The 18,847-nt window shown below is 63.3% G+C and carries 17 protein-coding genes and 1 other RNA gene; 9 read left to right on the forward strand and 9 right to left on the reverse strand.

Features of this window, described 5'->3' with window-relative positions:
- Positions 1-51: 51 nt before the first annotated feature.
- Positions 52-576, reverse strand: coding sequence for a peptide deformylase (def, locus tag Q7V31_RS09375; protein ID WP_304733802.1), 525 nt, complete (start codon positions 574-576; stop codon positions 52-54).
- Positions 577-725: 149 nt separating this feature from the next.
- Here def and Q7V31_RS09380 point away from each other — a divergent pair, with 149 nt between their 5' ends.
- Positions 726-1,820 carry a DNA recombination protein RmuC gene (locus Q7V31_RS09380; RefSeq protein WP_304733803.1) on the forward strand — a complete coding sequence of 365 codons (1,095 nt, stop codon included), beginning with the start codon at positions 726-728 and terminating at the stop codon, positions 1,818-1,820.
- A gap of 126 nt (positions 1,821-1,946) precedes the next feature.
- Positions 1,947-3,293, forward strand: coding sequence for a sodium:alanine symporter family protein (locus Q7V31_RS09385; RefSeq protein ID WP_304733804.1), 1,347 nt, complete (start codon positions 1,947-1,949; stop codon positions 3,291-3,293).
- Between the two features lie 9 nt (positions 3,294-3,302).
- On the opposite strand, the gene recR is transcribed toward Q7V31_RS09385, so the two are convergent.
- The 4 genes from recR to ffs all read right to left on the reverse strand — a co-directional run bounded on the left by recR (position 3,303) and on the right by ffs (position 6,218).
- Entirely contained in the window at positions 3,303-3,902 is a 600-nt protein-coding gene (gene recR / locus Q7V31_RS09390) for a recombination mediator RecR (protein ID WP_304733805.1), read from the reverse strand.
- Positions 3,903-3,907: 5 nt separating this feature from the next.
- The gene (locus tag Q7V31_RS09395) at positions 3,908-4,204 is read right to left on the reverse strand and encodes a YbaB/EbfC family nucleoid-associated protein (RefSeq protein ID WP_370690648.1); all 297 of its coding nucleotides are present in this window, start codon (positions 4,202-4,204) and stop codon (positions 3,908-3,910) included.
- A 17-nt stretch (positions 4,205-4,221) separates the two neighbouring features.
- Positions 4,222-6,078, reverse strand: a complete 1,857-nt coding sequence (locus Q7V31_RS09400) for a DNA polymerase III subunit gamma/tau (protein ID WP_304733807.1) — start codon at positions 6,076-6,078, stop codon at positions 4,222-4,224.
- 43 nt (positions 6,079-6,121) lie between these two features.
- Positions 6,122-6,218, reverse strand: an RNA gene (gene ffs / locus Q7V31_RS09405) — signal recognition particle sRNA small type.
- Positions 6,219-6,348: 130 nt separating this feature from the next.
- Here ffs and nudC point away from each other — a divergent pair.
- Complete coding sequence (gene nudC / locus Q7V31_RS09410) at positions 6,349-7,296, forward strand: NAD(+) diphosphatase (protein ID WP_304733808.1); 948 nt, start codon at positions 6,349-6,351, stop codon at positions 7,294-7,296.
- Here the strand turns inward: nudC and Q7V31_RS09415 are convergent.
- Both Q7V31_RS09415 and Q7V31_RS09420 read right to left on the reverse strand, forming a co-directional pair.
- Positions 7,293-8,162 carry a prephenate dehydratase gene (locus tag Q7V31_RS09415; protein ID WP_304733809.1) on the reverse strand — a complete coding sequence of 290 codons (870 nt, stop codon included), beginning with the start codon at positions 8,160-8,162 and terminating at the stop codon, positions 7,293-7,295. The genes nudC and Q7V31_RS09415 overlap by 4 nt on opposite strands.
- Positions 8,159-8,929 carry a 3-deoxy-manno-octulosonate cytidylyltransferase gene (locus Q7V31_RS09420; protein ID WP_304733810.1) on the reverse strand — a complete coding sequence of 257 codons (771 nt, stop codon included), beginning with the start codon at positions 8,927-8,929 and terminating at the stop codon, positions 8,159-8,161. The genes Q7V31_RS09415 and Q7V31_RS09420 overlap by 4 nt, the downstream gene beginning before the upstream one ends.
- Before the next feature lie 313 nt (positions 8,930-9,242).
- On the opposite strand from Q7V31_RS09420, the gene Q7V31_RS09425 reads away from it, so the two are divergent.
- From Q7V31_RS09425 to Q7V31_RS09450, 6 genes are all read left to right on the forward strand, one after another.
- Entirely contained in the window at positions 9,243-9,830 is a 588-nt protein-coding gene (locus Q7V31_RS09425; protein WP_304733811.1) for a cytochrome c family protein, read from the forward strand.
- A gap of 177 nt (positions 9,831-10,007) precedes the next feature.
- On the forward strand, positions 10,008-11,948 hold the full coding sequence (locus tag Q7V31_RS09430) for an extracellular solute-binding protein (protein ID WP_304733812.1): 1,941 nt from the start codon (positions 10,008-10,010) through the stop codon (positions 11,946-11,948).
- Positions 11,945-13,792 (forward strand): extracellular solute-binding protein, encoded by a 1,848-nt coding sequence (locus Q7V31_RS09435; RefSeq protein WP_304733813.1) that lies wholly within the window; start codon positions 11,945-11,947, stop codon positions 13,790-13,792. Before Q7V31_RS09430 ends, Q7V31_RS09435 begins: the two co-directional genes overlap by 4 nt.
- Positions 13,793-13,802: 10 nt before the next feature.
- Positions 13,803-14,912, forward strand: coding sequence for a microcin C ABC transporter permease YejB (locus Q7V31_RS09440; protein WP_304733814.1), 1,110 nt, complete (start codon positions 13,803-13,805; stop codon positions 14,910-14,912).
- 3 nt (positions 14,913-14,915) lie between these two features.
- Positions 14,916-15,968: an ABC transporter permease gene (locus tag Q7V31_RS09445; protein ID WP_304733815.1), complete on the forward strand. Its 1,053-nt coding sequence runs from the start codon at positions 14,916-14,918 to the stop codon at positions 15,966-15,968.
- A complete protein-coding gene (locus Q7V31_RS09450) occupies positions 15,965-17,593 on the forward strand; it encodes an ABC transporter ATP-binding protein (protein WP_304733816.1) in 1,629 nt (542 codons plus the stop codon). The genes Q7V31_RS09445 and Q7V31_RS09450 overlap by 4 nt, the downstream gene beginning before the upstream one ends.
- A 4-nt stretch (positions 17,594-17,597) precedes the next feature.
- Here the strand turns inward: Q7V31_RS09450 and Q7V31_RS09455 are convergent, their stop codons facing one another.
- Both Q7V31_RS09455 and Q7V31_RS09460 read right to left on the reverse strand, forming a co-directional pair.
- Entirely contained in the window at positions 17,598-18,467 is an 870-nt protein-coding gene (locus Q7V31_RS09455; protein WP_304733817.1) for a C40 family peptidase, read from the reverse strand.
- Positions 18,464-18,835: a MarR family winged helix-turn-helix transcriptional regulator gene (locus tag Q7V31_RS09460; RefSeq protein ID WP_304733818.1), complete on the reverse strand. Its 372-nt coding sequence runs from the start codon at positions 18,833-18,835 to the stop codon at positions 18,464-18,466. The genes Q7V31_RS09455 and Q7V31_RS09460 overlap by 4 nt, the downstream gene beginning before the upstream one ends.
- Between the last annotated feature and the right edge of the window lie 12 nt (positions 18,836-18,847).

An 18,847-nucleotide genomic window follows, 5' to 3' on the forward strand; every position in this document is an offset into this window, starting at 1 on the left:
CATTGCCTGCCTCCGGCGGGCGGGGCGTTCTCCGCCTCCGGCGGGCGGGGCTCAAGCCGGTTCCTTTTCCTGAAGCTTCTTCTGCTTGATCAGCTTCTTCAGCATCATCGAGCGCTTGACGCGCGAGAGGTGGTCGATGAAGAGGACGCCCTTCAGATGATCCATCTCGTGCTGAAGGCAGGTGGCGAGAAGATCGTCGCAGTCCTCCTCGCGGATTTCGCCCTGATAGTCGAGATAGCGCACGCGGCAACGCGCGGGGCGCTCGACCTCTTCGTACATGTCGGGAACCGAGAGACAACCCTCCTCGTAGATGGCGGTGTCGTCCGACGCCCAGCGGATCTCCGGATTGACGAAATAGCGCGGCGCGGGCGGCTCGCCGTCACGCGCCAGATCGATGACGATCACCTGTTTCGGGACGCCGACCTGAACGGCGGCCAGACCGATGCCCGGCGCGGCATACATCGTCTCCAGCATGTCGTCCATCAGCGCGCGCAAGCCGTCGTCGACCCTGTCGACGGGCTTGGAGATCTCTTTCAGACGCGGATCGGGCGCGGTGATGATTTCGCGTATCGCCATGGGCCCTGAGATAAGCCCCCGGCGCATTTCGGTCAAGGCAGATGGGCCGAGCGAGACGGACGGAACCCCCAAATTCCGGCGCTTTCCGGCCGTTCTCCAACCGCGCGAAGGAACGGGAATCGGCTATAGTCCGGCGTTGGAGGCGGTACATGGATCAAATGATTGTCATACTGGCGGTTGCCGCGGCGGCGCTGGCCGTGGGCGCCGTGCTGGCGCTGATGCTGCGCGGGCGCGGTGGCGGGAACGAGGCGGTGGCGGCGCTTGCCCGGCAGCAGGCGGAGCTTGTGGGGCGGCTTTCGGCCATGGCCGAAACGCAGGCGCAGACGCGAACCGAACTGACGGCGACGATCAACGAACGGCTCGACATGGTGAGCCAGCGCATGGGGCAGAGCCTGGAGGCAACGGCGCAGAAGACCGCCGAGACGCTCGGTACGCTGACAACGCGGCTTTCGGTGATCGACGAAGCGCAGAAAAACATCACCGAGCTTTCGAGCCAGGTGGTGGGACTGCAGGACATTCTGGCCAACCGGCAGGCGCGCGGCGCCTTCGGCGAGGTGCAGCTCAACGACATCGTCAGCAATGCGCTGCCGCCGTCGGCCTACAGTTTCCAGACGACACTTGGCAACGGGACGCGGGCCGACTGCCTGATCATCCTGCCCAACCCGCCGGGGCCTATCGCCATCGATGCGAAATTTCCCCTCGATGCCTACCACCTGCTTCGAAATGCCAAGGACGAGGCGGAGCGCGTCATTGCCGTGCGGCAATTTCGCGGCGACCTCAATCGCCATGTAGCGGCGATCGCCGAAAAATATATCGTGCCCGGCGAGACGGCCGAATCGGCCTTGATGTTTTTGCCGTCAGAAGCGGTTTATGCCGAACTCCATGCCAACTTCCCGGATGTGCTGACCAAGAGCTATCAGGCGCGGGTGTGGATCGTTTCGCCGACGACGCTGATGGCGACGCTCAATACGGTGCGCGCCGTGCTGAAAGACGTCGAAATGCGCAAGCAGGCCGGCGTCATCCAGAAATATGTGGCGCTGCTGCTGGGCGATGTCGGCCGGCTCGGCGACCGGGTCGGCAATCTTGAGCGGCATTTTCAGCAAGCGGAGAAAGATATCGGCGAGATTCGCAAATCGGCCGATGCCATTACCAGCCGCGGCGAGAAGATCGAGGCGGTGGAAATGGGCGAGGAAGATGCCGCGGACGCCCTGCCCGTCGCCTCGCGCGATCTGCTCGAAGGCTGAGCAAAGCCGCTCCGGTTCCGTTCAATCGAGCCTGTTTTTTGCAGCGACAGCCTGAATTTCTTTGCTAGGCTCGCAGCGGACAGGGACGCCCTTGGGGGGCGCCAATCGGGGCAAGGGGAACGGGCGATGCTGGCCGTCAACGATTTCGTCAACGAGCTGAACAACATTCTCTGGGGCTGGCCGATGCTGGTCGCGCTGGCGGCGACGGGCGTGTTTCTGACCATCGGCTTGCGCTTCATGCCGTGGCGGAAGCTGCCCGAAGGACTGAAACTCTCGGTGCAACCCTCGAAAGGCGCCGGCGACATCTCGCCCTTCCAGGCCTTGATGACGGCACTGGCAGCCACCGTCGGTACCGGCAACATCGCCGGCGTTGCAACGGCGATCTATTTCGGCGGACCGGGCGCGTTGTTCTACATGTGGGTGATCGCGCTGGTCGGCATGGCGACCAAATATACCGAGGCGGTGCTGGCGGTCGCTTATCGCGAAGTCGACGAGCTCGGCAATCATGTCGGCGGGCCGATGTATTACATCAAGAACGGCGTCGGCGCGAAGTTCCCGACCCTGGCGCTGGTGCTGGCGCCGGCCTTTGCGGTCTTCACGGCGCTTGCCGGCTTCGGTATCGGCAACGGGGTGCAGGCTCATTCGGTGGCCAGCGCGCTGCAATCGAATTTCGGCGTGCCTGAAATCGTTTCGGGTCTCGTGATGATGGTGGCGGTGGGGCTGGTGCTGATCGGCGGTATCCGCCGGATCGGCGAAGTGGCGAGCGCGCTGGTGCCGACAATGATCGTCGTCTATATCGGCGGCGCCGTCATTGTGCTCGCGATCAACTATGAAGCCATTCCGGCAGCACTCGGCCTCGTCTTCTATCACGCCTTCACACCGACGGCGGCCGAAGGCGGGTTTATCGGTGCGACCGTGATGCTCGCCATTCGCTGGGGTTTTGCGCGCGGCATCTTCTCCAACGAAGCGGGCCTCGGCAGCGCGGCGATCGCGCATGCGGCGGCCAAGACCGACGATCCGATCCAGCAAGGGTTGGTCGGTATGGTTGGCGTCTTCATCGATACGTTGATCGTCTGCACCCTGACGGGCCTCGTCATCATCACCTCGGGGCTCTGGACCAGCGGCGTCAACGGCGCGGCGCTGACCAGCGCTGCCTTCGGCGCGTCCTTGCCCTGGGGCGGCGCGCTGGTTGCCATATCGCTGGCGCTCTTTGCCTTCACGACGCTGCTCGGCTGGAGCTATTACGGCGAACGGGCCGTCGAGTTCCTGTTCGGTGTCAAGGCGATCTGGCCCTATCGCATCGTCTGGGTGCTGGCGATCCCGGTCGGTGCGATGACCAGCCTCGATCTCGTCTGGAACATGGCCGATGCGCTGAACGCGATGATGGCGCTGCCGAACCTGATCGCGCTGTTCATCCTGGCGCCCGCCGTCTTCACGATGACGCGCAACTACTGGGCGAAGGACAAGAGCTAGCGCCCGTTCTCAGAACGGCCGGCGCGATTTCATGGCGGCGGCCAGCGTGCCGTCGTCGAGATAATCGAGTTCGCCGCCAACCGGCACGCCATGTGCAAGGCGGGTGACCGAAATGCCGAGGCCCGAAACGCGGTCGGTGATGTAATGCGCCGTTGTCTGGCCGTCGACGGTGGCGTTCATGGCGAGGATCACTTCGTTGATCTCGCCGTCACCCAGTCGCTCGACCAGTTTGCCGATGTTGAGATCGTCGGGGCCGACGCCGTCGAGGGCCGAGAGGACACCGCCCAGCACATGGTAGCGGCCCTTGTGGGCGCCGGCGCGCTCCAGTGCCCAGAGATCGCCGACCTCTTCGACCACGCAGAGCCCATGCGGATCGCGTGTGGCGTCGGTGCAGATGGCGCAGGGGTCTTGCGTGTCGACATTGCCGCAGGCCGAGCAGATGCGTGCCTTCGCCGCCGCATCGGCCATGGCGTCGGCGAGCGGCGAGAGGAGCGTCTCCTTTTTCTTGATGAGTTGCAGCACCGCGCGCCGCGCCGAGCGCGGGCCGAGACCCGGCAGCTTCGACATCAATGCAATCAGCCGTTCGATCTCGGGGCCGGTGACCGCCATCGCGTTCAGAGCCCGAAGCCGGGCGGGATCGGCAATCCGCCAGCGACCGATTTCATTTTCTCGGCGGCCAGCGCCTCGGCCTTGTGCCGGGCGTCGGCCGCGGCGGCAACGAGGAGATCTTCCAGGATTTCGCGTTCATCCGCCTTCATCAGGGCCGGATCGATCGAAACTCTCTTTACCGCGCCCTTGCCCGACATGACGATGGCGACCAGACCGCCGCCGGCACGGCCTTCGACCTCAGCGGCTTCAAGTTCGGTCTGCATCGATTCCATGCGGCCCTGAAGCTGCTGGGCCTGTTTCATGATGTCGGCGAGGTTTTTCACTCTTCGGTCTCCATATCGTCCGGCATGTCTTCCGGGGGCATTTCGGGCGGCAGCACGTCGCCGGCGGCGAGAAGGCCGGGCTCGCGCACCTCGACAATTTCAGCACCGGGGAAGACGGCCAGCGCCGCCTTGACCAGTGCATCGCCGCGGGCCCGGTCTTTCAACATTTCCTCATGCGTCTGCGCCTGCTCGCGCAAGGTCGGCGCGGCATCGGATGCATTGCGGGCCAGCGACACCAGCCAGCGCGCGCCGGTGGCGCGGGAAAGCTTTTCCGACAATTCGGTCAGGATCGTGTTGGGCGTGCCTTCGAGAAGGCCGAGTTCGATGCGGCCGGTTTCGAAATGCACAAGACGCACACCGGCTTCGAGCGCATGCTTCAGGCGGATGTCGCGGTCGGCACTGACCAGCGCCACCACATCCTGAAAGGTGCGGATGTCGGCGGCCGGCGCGGATGCCGCAACGGCCGCGGCCGGTTCCTGCATTTCGGGACGCGTGGCGGCGACCGAGCGCAGTTGCGCCCGCGAACCGCCGCCGTCGCCCGCGGGCGCGGCGCGCGCCGGCGCTTTCGCCGATACACCACCCGACTTCAATTGTTCGACAAGTTCCTCCGGGCCCGGCCCCTCGGCAACATAGGCAAGGCGCACCAGAACCATTTCGGCCGCCGCGATCGGCCGCGCCGCGCCCTGCACCTCGGCAAGGCCCTTCAGCAACATCTGCCAGACGCGCGACAAGACGCGGATCGGCAAACGGCCCGCCATGTCGCGGCCGCGGGCGCGCTCGGTTTCTGACATCGCCACATCGTCGCCGGCACCTTCGACCAATTTCAGGCGCGTCAGCCAATGGGTCAGCTCGGCGAGATCGGAAAGGACGACCGCCGGGTCGGCGCCGACATCGTATTGCGCGCGCAACTCGTTCAGCGCGCCGCCGATATCGCCCTTCATCACCAGGTCGAAGAGATCGAAAACCCGGGCGCGATCGGCCAGGCCCAGCATGTCGCGCACATCGGCTTCGCGCACATGGCCCTCGCCATGCGCGATGGCGCGATCCAGAAGCGAAAGCGCATCGCGGGCCGAGCCATCGGCGGCGCGGGCGACAAGCTTCAATGCCGCCGCCTCGGCGGCGACATCTTCCTTTTGCGCAACGCCCGAGAGAAGGCCGGTCAGTTCGGCCACCGACAGGCGGCGCAGGTCGAAGCGCTGGCAGCGCGACAGCACGGTCACCGGTACCTTGCGGATTTCGGTGGTGGCGAAGATGAACTTTACATGTGCCGGCGGCTCTTCAAGCGTTTTCAGCAGGCCGTTGAAAGCCTGACGCGACAGCATGTGCACTTCGTCGATGATGTAGACCTTGTAGCGCGCCGAAACCGGCAGGTAGCGCACGCTGTCGATGATCTCGCGAATGTCGTCGATGCCGGTGCGCGAGGCCGCGTCCATTTCCATCACATCGACATGGCGCGATTCCATGATCGCGTCGCAATGAATGCCGGGACCGTCCATGTGAATGGTCGGCGCCTCGATACCCGGTTTCTCGTAGTTCAAGGCACGGGCGAGGATGCGGGCAGTCGTCGTCTTGCCGACGCCGCGCACGCCGGTCAGCATGAAGGCATGGGCAATGCGGCCGGCATCGAAGGCGTTGGAGAGCGTGCGGACCATCGCCTCCTGGCCGACCAGATCTTCGAAGACACCCGGGCGGTATTTGCGGGCCAGCACCTGATAGCCGGAGGGGCGCGCCCGTGGCGCGGCGGCGACCGACGCCTCGCCCAGGTCGAAGCCCGGTTCCGTCGCCGGGTCCGGACGGTGCGTCTCGTCCGCATTGTCGGCAGCAGCGGCGAGATTTTCCACGTCGTCATTCATGGAATCCGCGCGCCCCCATCGAAGGTCTTGAGGTGAAAAACGGGTGGGAGGCTGGACAAGCGACCCGAGCGAAACTCGTTACGGCTGCTTCCTTCCGGATCTGACCGGGTTGGCGAGGGACCCGTCCGCCGCCAACCTCCCGAGGGGACTATATCAGGGTAAGGGGCGGCGGATGCAAGGCTTGGCGTCCAAATCGCGCGATTGAGCACGTCTGCGCCATGTGCCAGTCTGCGCCACCCGAATTTCAACGACATCAAGCCGGAAACGCCAATGGTCCTGCAAGAGAACCCCAATATCTTTGCCAATAATCCGCTCGACCGCGCCAGCTATCGCCGGACCGACAATGCCTGGATCGAAGAACAGCTTGCCGCACCGACAAGCCTCTTCGTGCCGCTATGGCGCCTGCAGCCATTTGTGCTGCCGGAGGCGAGCCCCGGCGCGGGCAAGGATATCGGCTGGATGCGCACGGCGCTGCTGAAGGAACTGGGGGGCGATGGCACGATCGTTTTCCTCGGCATCAACAAGCGCGGCAAGGCGCTTTTCGCCGCCGATGTCAGCGGCCTTGAGAATCCGGACAATCACCCGGCACTGAAAGGCCTCGGCGCGTTCGAGGATCTGCGGGCGCTGGCCATGGCCGGCGAGATCACGCCGACGGAGCTTGCGATCATGGCGCAGGCGAAATCGATGATCGACTGGCACAACCGGCATGGCTTCTGTTCGGTCTGCGGCTCCAAAAGCGCCATGTCGGAAGCCGGCTACAAGCGCGTCTGCCTGTCCTGCAAGGCCGAACATTTCCCGCGCACCGACCCGGTCGTCATCATGCTCGCTGTGCATGACGGCAAGTGCTTTCTCGGACGGCAGAAAATCTGGCCGAAGGGCATGCATTCGGCGCTGGCGGGCTTTGTCGAGCCCGGCGAATCGATCGAAGAGGCGGTGGCGCGCGAGCTCGAGGAGGAAGCCGGCCTGCAAATCGCGTCGGCGACCTATCATTCGACGCAGCCCTGGCCCTATCCCTCCTCGCTGATGATCGGCTGCCATGCGGTGGCCGAAAGCGAGGACTTCACGATCGACGGGATCGAGCTTTCCGAAGGGCGCTGGTTCACACGCGAGGAAGCGCAGGCCGTGCTCGCGGGCAAGGGCGACGGGACGGTGTGGTTTCCGCCGCCCTTCGCCATCGCGCACCAGCTGATCAAGGCCTTCGCCGAAGGCAAGGCCTAGTCGCCGGCAACAACCGTCGCGCGATAGGGGTGGGCCTTGTAGACGCCGAGGATGCGCAGCTCGCTGGTGAAAAATTCCAGCTCCTCCAGCGCCAGGCGGACATGACGCGAGGCCGGGTGGCCCTCGATGTCGGCATAGAACTGGCTGGCGTTGAAGGTGCCTTCGAGCTGATAGCTTTCGAGCTTGGTCATGTTGACGCCGTTGGTGGCGAAGCCGCCCAGCGCCTTGTATAGCGCCGCCGGCACATTGCGTACGCGGAAGATGAAGCTCGTCACGACAGGCTCGTCTTCCGGCTCGGCGTCGTTCGGCTCCTTCGCCATGATCAGGAAGCGCGTGGTGTTGTGCTCGGCATCCTCGACATTGGCCCGAAGAATTTCGAGACCATAGATTTCGGCCGCAAGGCCCGTCGCAATGGCGGCGCGCGCCGGATCGCCGGCTTCCGCAATCTGGCGCGCGGCGCCCGCCGTGTCGGCGGCGACGACGGCTTTCAGCCCCAGTTCACGGATCACGCGGCGGCACTGGCCGAGCGCATGGACATGGCTGTGGGCCGATTTCAGATTCTCGATCCGCGCGCCCTTGAGGCCGAGAAGCTGGTGGCGCACGGGCAGGAAATGCTCGCCGACAATATAGAGGCCGGCGCCGGGGATCAGGTGATGCACGTCGGCGACACGGCCCGCGAGCGAGTTCTCGATCGCGATCATGCCGAACCGCGCGCGGCCTTCATTCACGGCGGCGAACACGTCCTCGAAGGTGTCGCAAGGCAGGTCCACCATATCGGGGAAGGCCTCGCGGCAGGCGATATGCGAATTGGCACCCGGCTCACCTTGAAAGGCGATGGTCTTTTCCGGCGTTGCACCGTCCGTCATCGCATCGGTCTCCGGGAAAGCGCCGCACGGGCTTTTTCAAGGTCGGCGGGAGTATCGACACCGAGCGGAACGGTGTCAACGAGCGCCACTTCTATCGACATGCCGGCCTCAAGCGCCCGCAATTGCTCAAGCTTTTCACGCTTCTCGAGCGGTGACGGCGACAGGCGAACGAACCGCGCCAGTGCCTCGCGGCGGTAGCCGTAGAGTCCGATGTGGTGATAGAGCGGGCCCTCGCCCCAAGGCGCTGTGGCGCGGGTGAAATAGAGCGCGCGCGCCATGTTTCCGCCGTCGAAATCGACAACCGCTTTCACGACATTGGGGTTGGTGCGCTCATCTTCGAGGACGATCTCGGCCGCCAATGTCGAGATGTCGGCGCCGGGCCTGACCAACGCCTCGTAAGCGGTGCGGATCAGCGCCGGATCGAGCGTCGGCAGATCGCCCTGCACATTGAGAACGATGCCGTGGCGGCCTTCCGGATCGACGTCGCAGACCGCCTGCCAGACGCGGTCGGAACCCGACGGGAGATCGGGATCGGTCAGGACCGCCTCGCCGCCAGCTGCACGGACCGCCGCCGCGATTTCGGCCTCGGCGGCGGCCACGACCACCCGGCCGATCGACGCTTCCATCGCGCGACGCCAGACATGGACAATCATCGGGACACCGCCAATGTCGGCGAGCGGCTTGCCCGGAAGGCGGGTCGATGCCATGCGGGCGGGAATCACGATGAGCGGATGCCCTGCCCGGTCGCCCGCTCCATTTGTCGCCATTGCCGCCACCGTTCCTCCGCTGTCCGTTTCGGGCCCAGGCGCTGCGGTGCGGCGGATCGCCGCAACCGCACCCTAGCCCTGCCCGCGCCCGTGCCAGAATGCGCGTGGCGCATGGTTTCGTCCGCCCTGCGCATTTTCGACCACCGCCGCAACCAATGCGGAGCGCAAAGGGCCGATTTGGCGCACTTATACGGCTTGCGGCGCGGCGGCGGAAGCGGCTAATCTCCGCGCCAATTCAGGGGGGCCGGTCAGGGCGTTGCGCCATGCCGGGCGGTCCCAGACCACGAAACCGACCCGGGCGGAGCAGGAGCCGATGGACTCATTCGAATTCAACAAGATTGCAGGCGCCGTGCTCGCCTCCGTCCTCGTCATTCTGGGCGTGGCCAACCTCACCGACTGGCTCTACACCCCGGAAGAAGCCAATCCGCAGGCCTATGCGGTTGCCGCGCTTGAGGAAGGCGCGACAGGCGCCGGACCGGCGGCGGTTGTCGAAGAGGTACCGCTTGCGGTGCTGCTGGCATCCGCCGATGTCGGCCGCGGCGAGCGCCTGGCGCGCCAATGCGCGGCCTGCCACACCTTCGACGAAGGCGGCCGTGCGGGCATCGGACCCAACCTCTACAAGGTTGTCGGCGGTCCGCATGCGCATGATCCGAATTTCAACTATTCGACGGCCATGAAGAGCACGGGCGGCAACTGGGGCTTCGAGGCGCTCGATGTCTTCATCACCAATCCGCGTGCGGCCGTGCCCGGCACGATCATGAGCTTCGCGGGCTTGCGCAATCCGCAGCAGCGCGCCGATCTGATCGTCTACCTGAACACATTGGGTTCCAATGTGGCGCTGCCGGAAGCGCCGGCGCAGACGGCGGAAGAACCCGCCGCCGAAGCCGCACCCGCCGAATAAAGCGACACCACAAGCCAGATCGAAGACGCGCCCGGCGGATTGCCGGGCGCGTTTTTGTTTGGCACGCCGTTTCCGACGTCCATGACTTTGTTTTAACAGGCATTTCCGGCTAAAAACGGTCACTATGAGCGCACCGACGGGGATCGGGGCGAGAGGGAGGACGTTTTGCAGCGTTTCATGACCAAACCGGTCCTGACCGGCCTGGCCATCGCCGTGGCGGCGGCACTCGCCCTATTTGTTTTCTGGCCGGCGCAGGACACGGCGCAACAGAGTGCCGAGACCTCGCCCCTACCAGCCGCAGAGCTTCCGACCGAAATCGTCACGCCGGTTGCCGGCTTCACCGATTTCCAGCCCGACGTACCGCGGCACGGCTCGTCGCTCTTCGGCGAACTCAAATATGCGCCGGACTTCACGCATTTCGACTATGTCAATCCGACGGCGCCGAAGGGCGGGCTGTTGCGCTATGCGGTGTTCGGCAGTTTCGACAGTCTCAACAATTTTGTCGTCCGCTCGGAAGCGGTGGCGGGGATCGGCTTCATCTACGACACGCTGATGACGCAAAGCTTCGACGAAGCGGCCTCTGAATATGGGCTGCTGGCAGAAAGTGTCCGGCATCCGGCCGATTATTCCTCCGCGACCTATGTGCTTCGCCAGGATGCGCGCTGGCACGATGGCGAGCCTGTGACGCCTGCCGACGTCATCTGGACGATCGAGACGTTGAAAGCCCAACATCCATTTTATACCGCCTATTACGCCAATGTGATCGCAGCGGAACAGACAGGCCCGCGTGAGGTGACATTCCGCTTCAATCAGACAGGCAACCGCGAATTGCCGCAGATCGTCGGACAGTTTCCGGTGCTGCCGAAGCACTACTGGACCGGCACCGATGCCAAGGGCCGCCCACGCGACATTTCATTGACGACGCTTGAGCCGCCGCTCGGCAGCGGCCCTTACCGGGTCGGCACCGTCGCGCCCGGCCAACACATCACTTACGAGCGCGTCGAAGATTACTGGGGCCGCGACCTGCCGGTGAATGTCGGTGCCAATAATTTCGACCGTATTCGTTTCACCTATTTCCGGGATACGACCGTTGCCTTCGAAGCCTTCAAGGGCGGACAAATCGACCTCAGGATCGAAAACAGCGCGCGCAACTGGGCAACCGAATACGACATCCCGGCCGTGCGACGTGGCGACATCAAGCGCGACAGCCTTCCTTCGCTCAACCCCCAAGGCATGCAGAGCTTCGCGTTCAACCTTCGGCGCGACAAGTTCAAGGACATCCGTGTACGGCGTGCCTTCAACTATGCCTTCGACTATGAGTGGGTGAACAAGACGCTGTTCCACGGGCAGTACACGCGATCCGGAAGCTATTTCGCCAATTCGGAAATGGCAGCGACGGGGGTACCCGACGGCCGCGAGCTCGAAATTCTCGAAACGGTGCGTGCGCTCGTGCCGCCGGAAGTCTTCACCGAAACATATGCGAACCCCGCAACCGACGGCAGCGGCAACAATCGCGCCAATCTGCGCCGCGCGACCGAGCTTTTCGCGGAAGCCGGGTGGGTCGTCAAAGACGGAAAACTGATACACACGGCAAGCGGCGAGCAGATGAGCGTCGAATTCCTGATCGACGATCCAACATTCGAGCGCGTTGTTGCCCCTTACCGGCAATCGCTGGAACGGCTTGGCATGGTGGTGCGGATTCGCCCGGTCGACTCGGCGCAGTATCAGCGGCGCACCGACGAGCGCAATTTCGATATCATCGTCCGCAGCTTTGGGCAGTCCATCTCGCCCGGCAACGAGCAACGCGAATACTGGGGTTGCGCGGCGGCCGAACAGGAAGGCAGCCGCAATGTCATCGGCATTTGCGATCCGGCCATCGAAAAGCTGGTCGACCGGGTGATTTTCGCCGAAAACCGCACCGAGCTCGTGGCTGCCGTCAAGGCGCTCGACCGCGTGCTGCTGCACGGGCATTACGTGGTCCCGCAATGGTATCTCGCGACGACGCGCGTTGCCTACTGGTCGCGGCTGCGCCATCCCGAGCGGATGCCGCCCTATTCGATCGGTTTCCCGGCGATCTGGTGGCATGAGGGTGCCGAAGCGGCGGACGAGACGCCATGAAGGGGCCGACGCTATTTTCGCGGCGCCAGACATTGTCGCTTGCCGGCGCCGCATTGGCCCTACCCCTGCTGCCGCAGGCGCTGCGCGCCGGTGACCAGCGGCATGGCATGTCGTTCTTCGGTGACCTGAAATATCCGGCTGGATTTCCTCACTTCAACTACGTCGAGCCCGGCGCGCCCAAGGGCGGCACGTTCTCCTATATCGGCGAAAGCTCCGTTCTCACCTTCGACTCTCTCAATGCCTATATCCTCAAGGGCAATCCAGCGCAGGGCCTGAACCTGATTTTCGACACACTGATGACGCGGGCACTCGACGAACCCGACGCGCTTTACGGCCTGCTAGCCGAGAGCGTGGAGAGCGACGGCAACCGTCTGACCTTCCATCTGCGCGACGGTGCATATTTCCACGACGGATCGGCGCTGACAGCCGAGGATGCCGCGTTTTCCCTGATGCTGTTGAAGGAAAAAGGCCATCCGCTGATCTCCCAGAATCTCCGTGAAATGTCCGAGGCGCGGGCGCGCGACACGCGGACCCTCGAAATTTCCTTCACGGGCGAGCAGACGCGCGATCTGCCGCTTTTCATCGCTGGCGGGTTGCCGGTCTTTTCCAAGACCTGGTACAGCGAACATGACTTCGCCGAGTCGTCGCTGACACCGCCGCTTGGCAGCGGTCCTTACAAAATCGGCCCGCTTCGCGCCGGACGCAGCATCACCTATGAGCGCGTCGCGGATTACTGGGCGCGCGATCTCAACGTCAATGCAGGACACTGGAATTTCGATCGCATTCGCTATGAATATTTCCGCGATCGCACGGCACAGTTCGAGGCTTTTGCGGCCGGCGCCTATCATTTTCGAGAGGAATTCACGTCGCGCACCTGGGCGACGCAATATGACTTCCCGGCGGTCAAGGACGGGCGCGTGCAACTACTGACACTGCCCGACAACCGGCCGTCGGGGGCGCAGGGCTGGTTCCTCAACACGCGGCGCGACAAGTTCAAGGATGTGCGGGTCCGCGAGGCGTTGGGGCTTGCGTTCGATTTCGAGTGGACCAATCGCAATCTCTTCTACGATCTTTACAAACGCACCGCGAGCTACTTCGAAAATTCTCCGATGAAGGCCGAGGGCGAGCCGACGGCGGCAGAACTGGCACTCCTCGCGCCGTTCCGCGACGCACTGCCTGACGCCGTGTTTGGTCCTGTCGCGACACCGCCGGTCAGCGACGGTTCGGGCCAGGACCGCGCCCTGCTCCGACGCGCTGGCGAACTTCTCGATCAGGCCGGGTGGCGGATCGAACGCGGCCAGCGCCGCAACGCGCAAGGCGAGGCGTTGACCGTCGAGTTTCTCGACGATGAACCGACTTTCGAGCGGATCGTCGCACCCTATGTCAAGAACCTGAAGCTTCTCGGTATCGAGGCGCGCATTCGGCAGATCGATTCGGCGCAATTTCAGGAGCGAATGAAGAGCTACGATTTCGATGCGTCGGTCCGCCGCTTTTCGCTCAGCCTGACGCCGGGCATCGAAATGCGCGCCTATTGGTCGTCGGAATTCGCCGACGTCTCTGGCGGCAACAATCTGTCGGGCATCGCCGACCCGGCGGTCGATGCGCTGATCGAGAAGGCGATCGCCGCAGCGACGCGCGAGGAACAGGTGGTGGCCGCCCGCGCGCTCGATCGGGTGTTGCGCGCCGGGTACTATTGGATACCTCAATGGTACAAGGCCTCGCATCACATGGCCTTCTGGGACATATTCGGATGGCCCGAATCACAGCCGACCTACGATCGCGGCGCACCGGCGACATGGTGGTTCGATCGGGAGAAGGCCGACAAGCTCGGCATCAAGGACTGACGCGCAATCCATGGCCGCCTATATTGTCCGACGCCTGCTGCTGATGATCCCGACCATCTTCGGGATATTGTTGATCAGCTTCGCCGTGATCCAGTTCGCACCCGGGGGGCCGATCGAGCGCATCATCGCGCAGCTCCAGGGCACCGAAGTCTCCGCCACGGCGCGAATCGGCGGCACGGGCGGCGGCGATTTCGCGCAACAGAACATGATGGGTGGCGCCGATGGCGCGCTCAACAGCAAGTATCGCGGCGCGCAAGGACTCGATCCGGCGTTCCTTCGCTCCCTCGAGGTGCAGTTCGGCTTCGACAAGCCGGCGCATGAGCGCTTCTTCCTGATGGTCTGGAACTATGTGCGCTTCGACTTCGGATCGAGCTATTTCCGCGACACCAGCGTGTTATCGCTGATTGCCGAGAAACTGCCCGTGTCGATTTCGCTCGGGCTTTGGACAACCCTGATCACCTACCTCATCTCGATCCCGCTCGGCATCCGGAAGGCGATCCGCGACGGCAGCCGCTTCGATACATGGACGAGCGGCGTCATCATCGTCGGTTATGCCGTGCCGGGCTTTCTGTTCGCCGTGTTCCTGATCGTTCTTTTCGCTGGCGGGTCCTATTTCTCGATCTTTCCCCTGCGCGGCCTCACCTCCGATAATTGGGAAAGCCTCAGCCTCGCCGGCAAGGTGCTCGACTACCTCTGGCATATCGTGCTGCCGGTCACCGCCATGACCATCGGCGCCTTCGCGACAACAACGCTGTTGACCAAGAATTCCTTCCTCGACGAAATCCGCAAACAATACGTGATGACAGCGCGCGCCAAGGGACTGTCCGAGCGGCAAGTGCTCTATGGGCATGTCTTCCGCAATGCCATGCTGATCGTGGTCGCAGGGTTCCCGGGTGCTTTTGTCGGCGCCTTCTTTGCCGGATCTCTGCTGATCGAGACGATTTTTTCGCTCGACGGGTTGGGGCTCCTCTCCTACGAGTCGATCATCAACCGCGACTACCCGGTCGTCTTCGCAACGCTTTATGTTTTCGGCCTGGTCGGGCTCATCGTCTCGCTGATCAGCGATCTGACCTATACATGGATCGACCCGCGCATCGATTTCGAGACACGGGAGGTCTGACGGATGACGCTTCCGGCGCTGCCCCGCATCCGCATCAGCCCGATCAACCAGCGGCGCTGGCGCAACTTCAAGGCCAACAGGCGCGGATACTGGAGCCTGTGGGTCTTCTGCGCGCTGTTTTTCCTCTCGCTGTTCGCGGAGTTCATCGCCAACGACCGGCCTTTCCTGGTGATTTACAAGGGCGGGTTCTACACACCAATTTTCGCTGACTATCCGGAAACGACATTTGAGGGTGAGTTCGAAACAGCGACCGACTACCGTGATCCCTATGTCCGGGCGCTGATTGCCGATGCGGGCGGGCAGATGTTCTGGCCACCGATCCGGTACTCCTACCGCACAATCAATCTCAATCTGCCGGTGCCGGCACCCGCACCGCCGTCGGGCGAGAACTGGCTTGGTACCGACGACCAGGGCCGCGATGTCATGGCGCGATTGATCTACGGGTTTCGCATTTCGGTCCTGTTCGGCCTTACACTCACCATTCTGTCGTCAGTCATCGGTGTCGCGGCGGGCGCCGTGCAGGGCTATTTCGGCGGCTGGACGGACCTGCTGTTCCAGCGCTTCATCGAGATCTGGACCAGCATTCCCACGCTCTATCTCCTCATCATCATCGCTGCGATCATCGAACCGAATTTCTGGATATTGCTCGGCATATTGCTGCTCTTTTCCTGGGTGGCGCTGGTCGGCGTCGTCCGTGCCGAATTTTTGCGCGCGCGCAACTTCGAATATGTCAATGCGGCCCGCGCGCTCGGTCTGGGCAGCGGCAAGATCATGTTCCGACATCTCCTGCCCAACGCCATGGTCGCCACACTCACCTTCATGCCCTTTATTCTCAATTCGTCGATCACCACGCTGACGGCGCTGGATTTTCTAGGCTTCGGCCTGCCGCCCGGCTCGCCGTCACTCGGCGAGCTTCTCGCGCAGGGCAAGGCCAACCTGCAAGCGCCGTGGCTCGGCCTGACCGGCTTCTTCGCCATTGCAACAATGCTGAGCCTGCTGATCTTTATCGGCGAGGCGGTGCGCGATGCCTTCGATCCGCGCAAGGTGCTGCGATGAGCGGTGCGCTGGTCGAGGTGAGAGACCTTTCGGTCGGCTTCCGCACGGACGGCCAGGAAACGATCGCGGTCGACCGAATTTCCTTCGATATCAAGCCCGGCGAGACAGTCGCGCTGGTCGGCGAATCGGGATCGGGAAAGTCGGTTTCGGCGCTCTCGATCATGCAACTTCTCAACTATCCGCAGGCTTTCCATCCTTCGGGAGAGATTCTCTTCGATGGCACCAACCTCATCGGTGCGGACGAGAGAACCATGCGCCGTATTCGCGGCAACAAGATCACGATGATCTTCCAGGAACCCATGACGTCGCTCAATCCGCTGCATACGATCGAGCGGCAGGTCGGCGAGGTGCTGGTCGAGCACAAAGGTTTGCGGGGCGACGCTGTCAAGGCACGCGTTCTCGACCTTCTGAGGAAGGTTGGTATTCCCAATGCCGAGCAACGGCTTGATGCCTATCCGCATCAGTTGTCGGGCGGGCAACGGCAGCGCGTCATCATCGCCATGGCGCTTGCCAACGAGCCCGACCTTCTGATCGCCGACGAACCGACAACGGCGCTCGATGTGACGGTGCAAGCACAGATTCTTGAATTGCTGAAGGATCTCAAGCGCGAAATGGGAATGGCGCTCTTGCTGATCACGCACGACCTCGGCATCGTCCGGAAGATGGCTGATCGGGTCAATGTGATGACCAAAGGTCAGATTGTCGAAAGTGGACCTACCGAACGCGTGTTCACGGCCCCGCAGCACGCCTATACGCAGCATCTTCTTGCATCCGAACCCAAGGGCCGGGCGCTTGGCGCACCGAAGGACGGACCGGCGGTGATGGAGGTGAAGGACCTGCGCGTCTGGTTCCCGATCAAGCGCGGATTGCTGCGTCATACGGTCGATCATGTGAAAGCGGTCGACGATGTGTCGTTGACACTGCGCGAGGGCCGGACGCTCGGCGTTGTCGGCGAATCGGGATCGGGCAAGACGACGCTCGGGCTCGCGATGATGCGCCTGATTTCAAGCGAGGGCGGAATCAGCTTTCGCGGCCAGAACATTCAAGGCCTCAAGATCAAGGAAATGCGGCCCTTGCGCCGCCACATGCAGATCGTCTTCCAGGACCCTTACGGGTCGCTCAGCCCGCGCATGTCAGTGGGACAGATCGTCGAGGAAGGCCTGGTCATTCAGAAGCTCGGGCTGACTGCGGATGCACGACGGCAACGCGTGTCGGAGGCACTTGGCGAGGTCGGCCTCGACCCGGCCATGCAGGATCGCTATCCACATGAATTCTCGGGTGGGCAACGTCAGCGCATATCCATCGCACGTGCCATGGCACTGAAGCCGCGTTTCGTGATGCTGGACGAACCGACCAGCGCGCTGGACATGTCGGTGCAGGCGCAGATCGTCGAGCTTCTGCGCGAACTGCAATGCCGGAACAATCTTGCCTATCTTTTCATCAGCCACGACCTGAAGGTCGTGCGGGCGCTGGCCGACGACATTATCGTGATGCGGAACGGCAAGGTGGTCGAGGCTGGCAGCGCCGACGAGGTCTTCGACGCGCCGAAGACCGACTACACCAAAGCGCTGATGGCCGCGGCCTTCGAGCTCGCGGCGGCGCCGAAGGGCGTGGTTTCGGAATAGATTTTCAGCGGTTCGGGAAGCGCTTGATGCTGGTGACGTGACCGGCGTCCGAGCGGGCAATACGCGACATCGCGACGTCGAGCCGTTCAATGGCAACCATCATGTGAAACGCATTGGCGTGAATCATACGCTCGGCGTCGATCATGATCGCCACGTGGCCCTTCCAGAAAACAAGATCGCCGCGCTTCAGCTTGGTGAAATCGATCGGTTCCGGCAGCGCTTCGCCCAATGTCGCTTCCTGCATATCGGTGTCGCGCAGGGACGAGATGCCGGCACGTTCGAGCGCGGCCTGCACAAGGCCCGAGCAGTCGAGGCCGGCGCTGTCGCGACCGCCCCAAAGATAGGGCACACCCAGGAACTCCTCCGCGACGGCGACATAATCCCGCACATGAGCGCCGATCGCGGCGAGATGTGCCGTGAATATCCATCCCCCCCGATCGACCTCGCTGAAATTGCCGCGTGCGCCTGTGAGGCGCAGTTTGGCATTCATCGGCAATGGCATGGCGGGCCGTGTCTTGAGATCGGGCTTTGGGTAAACGAAAGTTCTCAGCGCCACCACCATGTGCGTTGGTGTCGAGGGGCGGGCTGCGAGATCCTTCGTCTCAACATATCCGACATAGTCGTCGAGCGCAGCTTGCCCCCAGGCCCAGCCATTCTTTTCCTCGTAAACGCGGAAGACTTCGCCAAACAGAAGTTGTGTGTCCATCGGCGCGTTCACCTCGGGGCGGCGCAGCAGTGGCAGCGAGGGCACAACGACCTGACGATCCGTGCCCTCAGCGAAATGCGTCGCGCTGACTTCTGCGCGCAGATGCGCCGCCGCCAGATCGTCGCGATAGGGGTTGAGCCGGCGGTCGGGCCCACGAGCGCGGCTCATGCCTCGACACCGCGCGACGAGGCCACAATGAGGTTGGCAAAATCGTGCATGAAAGCGAAGCCCTTGACCGTGCGTTGAACCAGCACATTGCGCCGGTCGGCATCGTCGCGGGTTCGCTTCAGCAAGTCGAGGCCGCCGAGCGTATCGAGGGCGCGGGTGATCGCCGGCTTCGAGACACCCAGCGCCGCGGCAAGACCGCGAACGGTATGTGGCGGCGGATCGAGATAGACCGTGAACATGATCGCAAGCTGCCTCGATGAAAGATCGGGCCCGGCTCGACGCACGGACTGAAGCACGACGTCGTGCCAGAGCGACAGGGCCTCTCCCGGCTTCAATGCGCCGTTGTCGTCAAAAGATAGCTCCGGCATCGTCTCCCCCCG

Source organism: Parvibaculum sp., from assembly GCF_030651915.1.
Lineage (GTDB): Bacteria > Pseudomonadota > Alphaproteobacteria > Parvibaculales > Parvibaculaceae > Parvibaculum.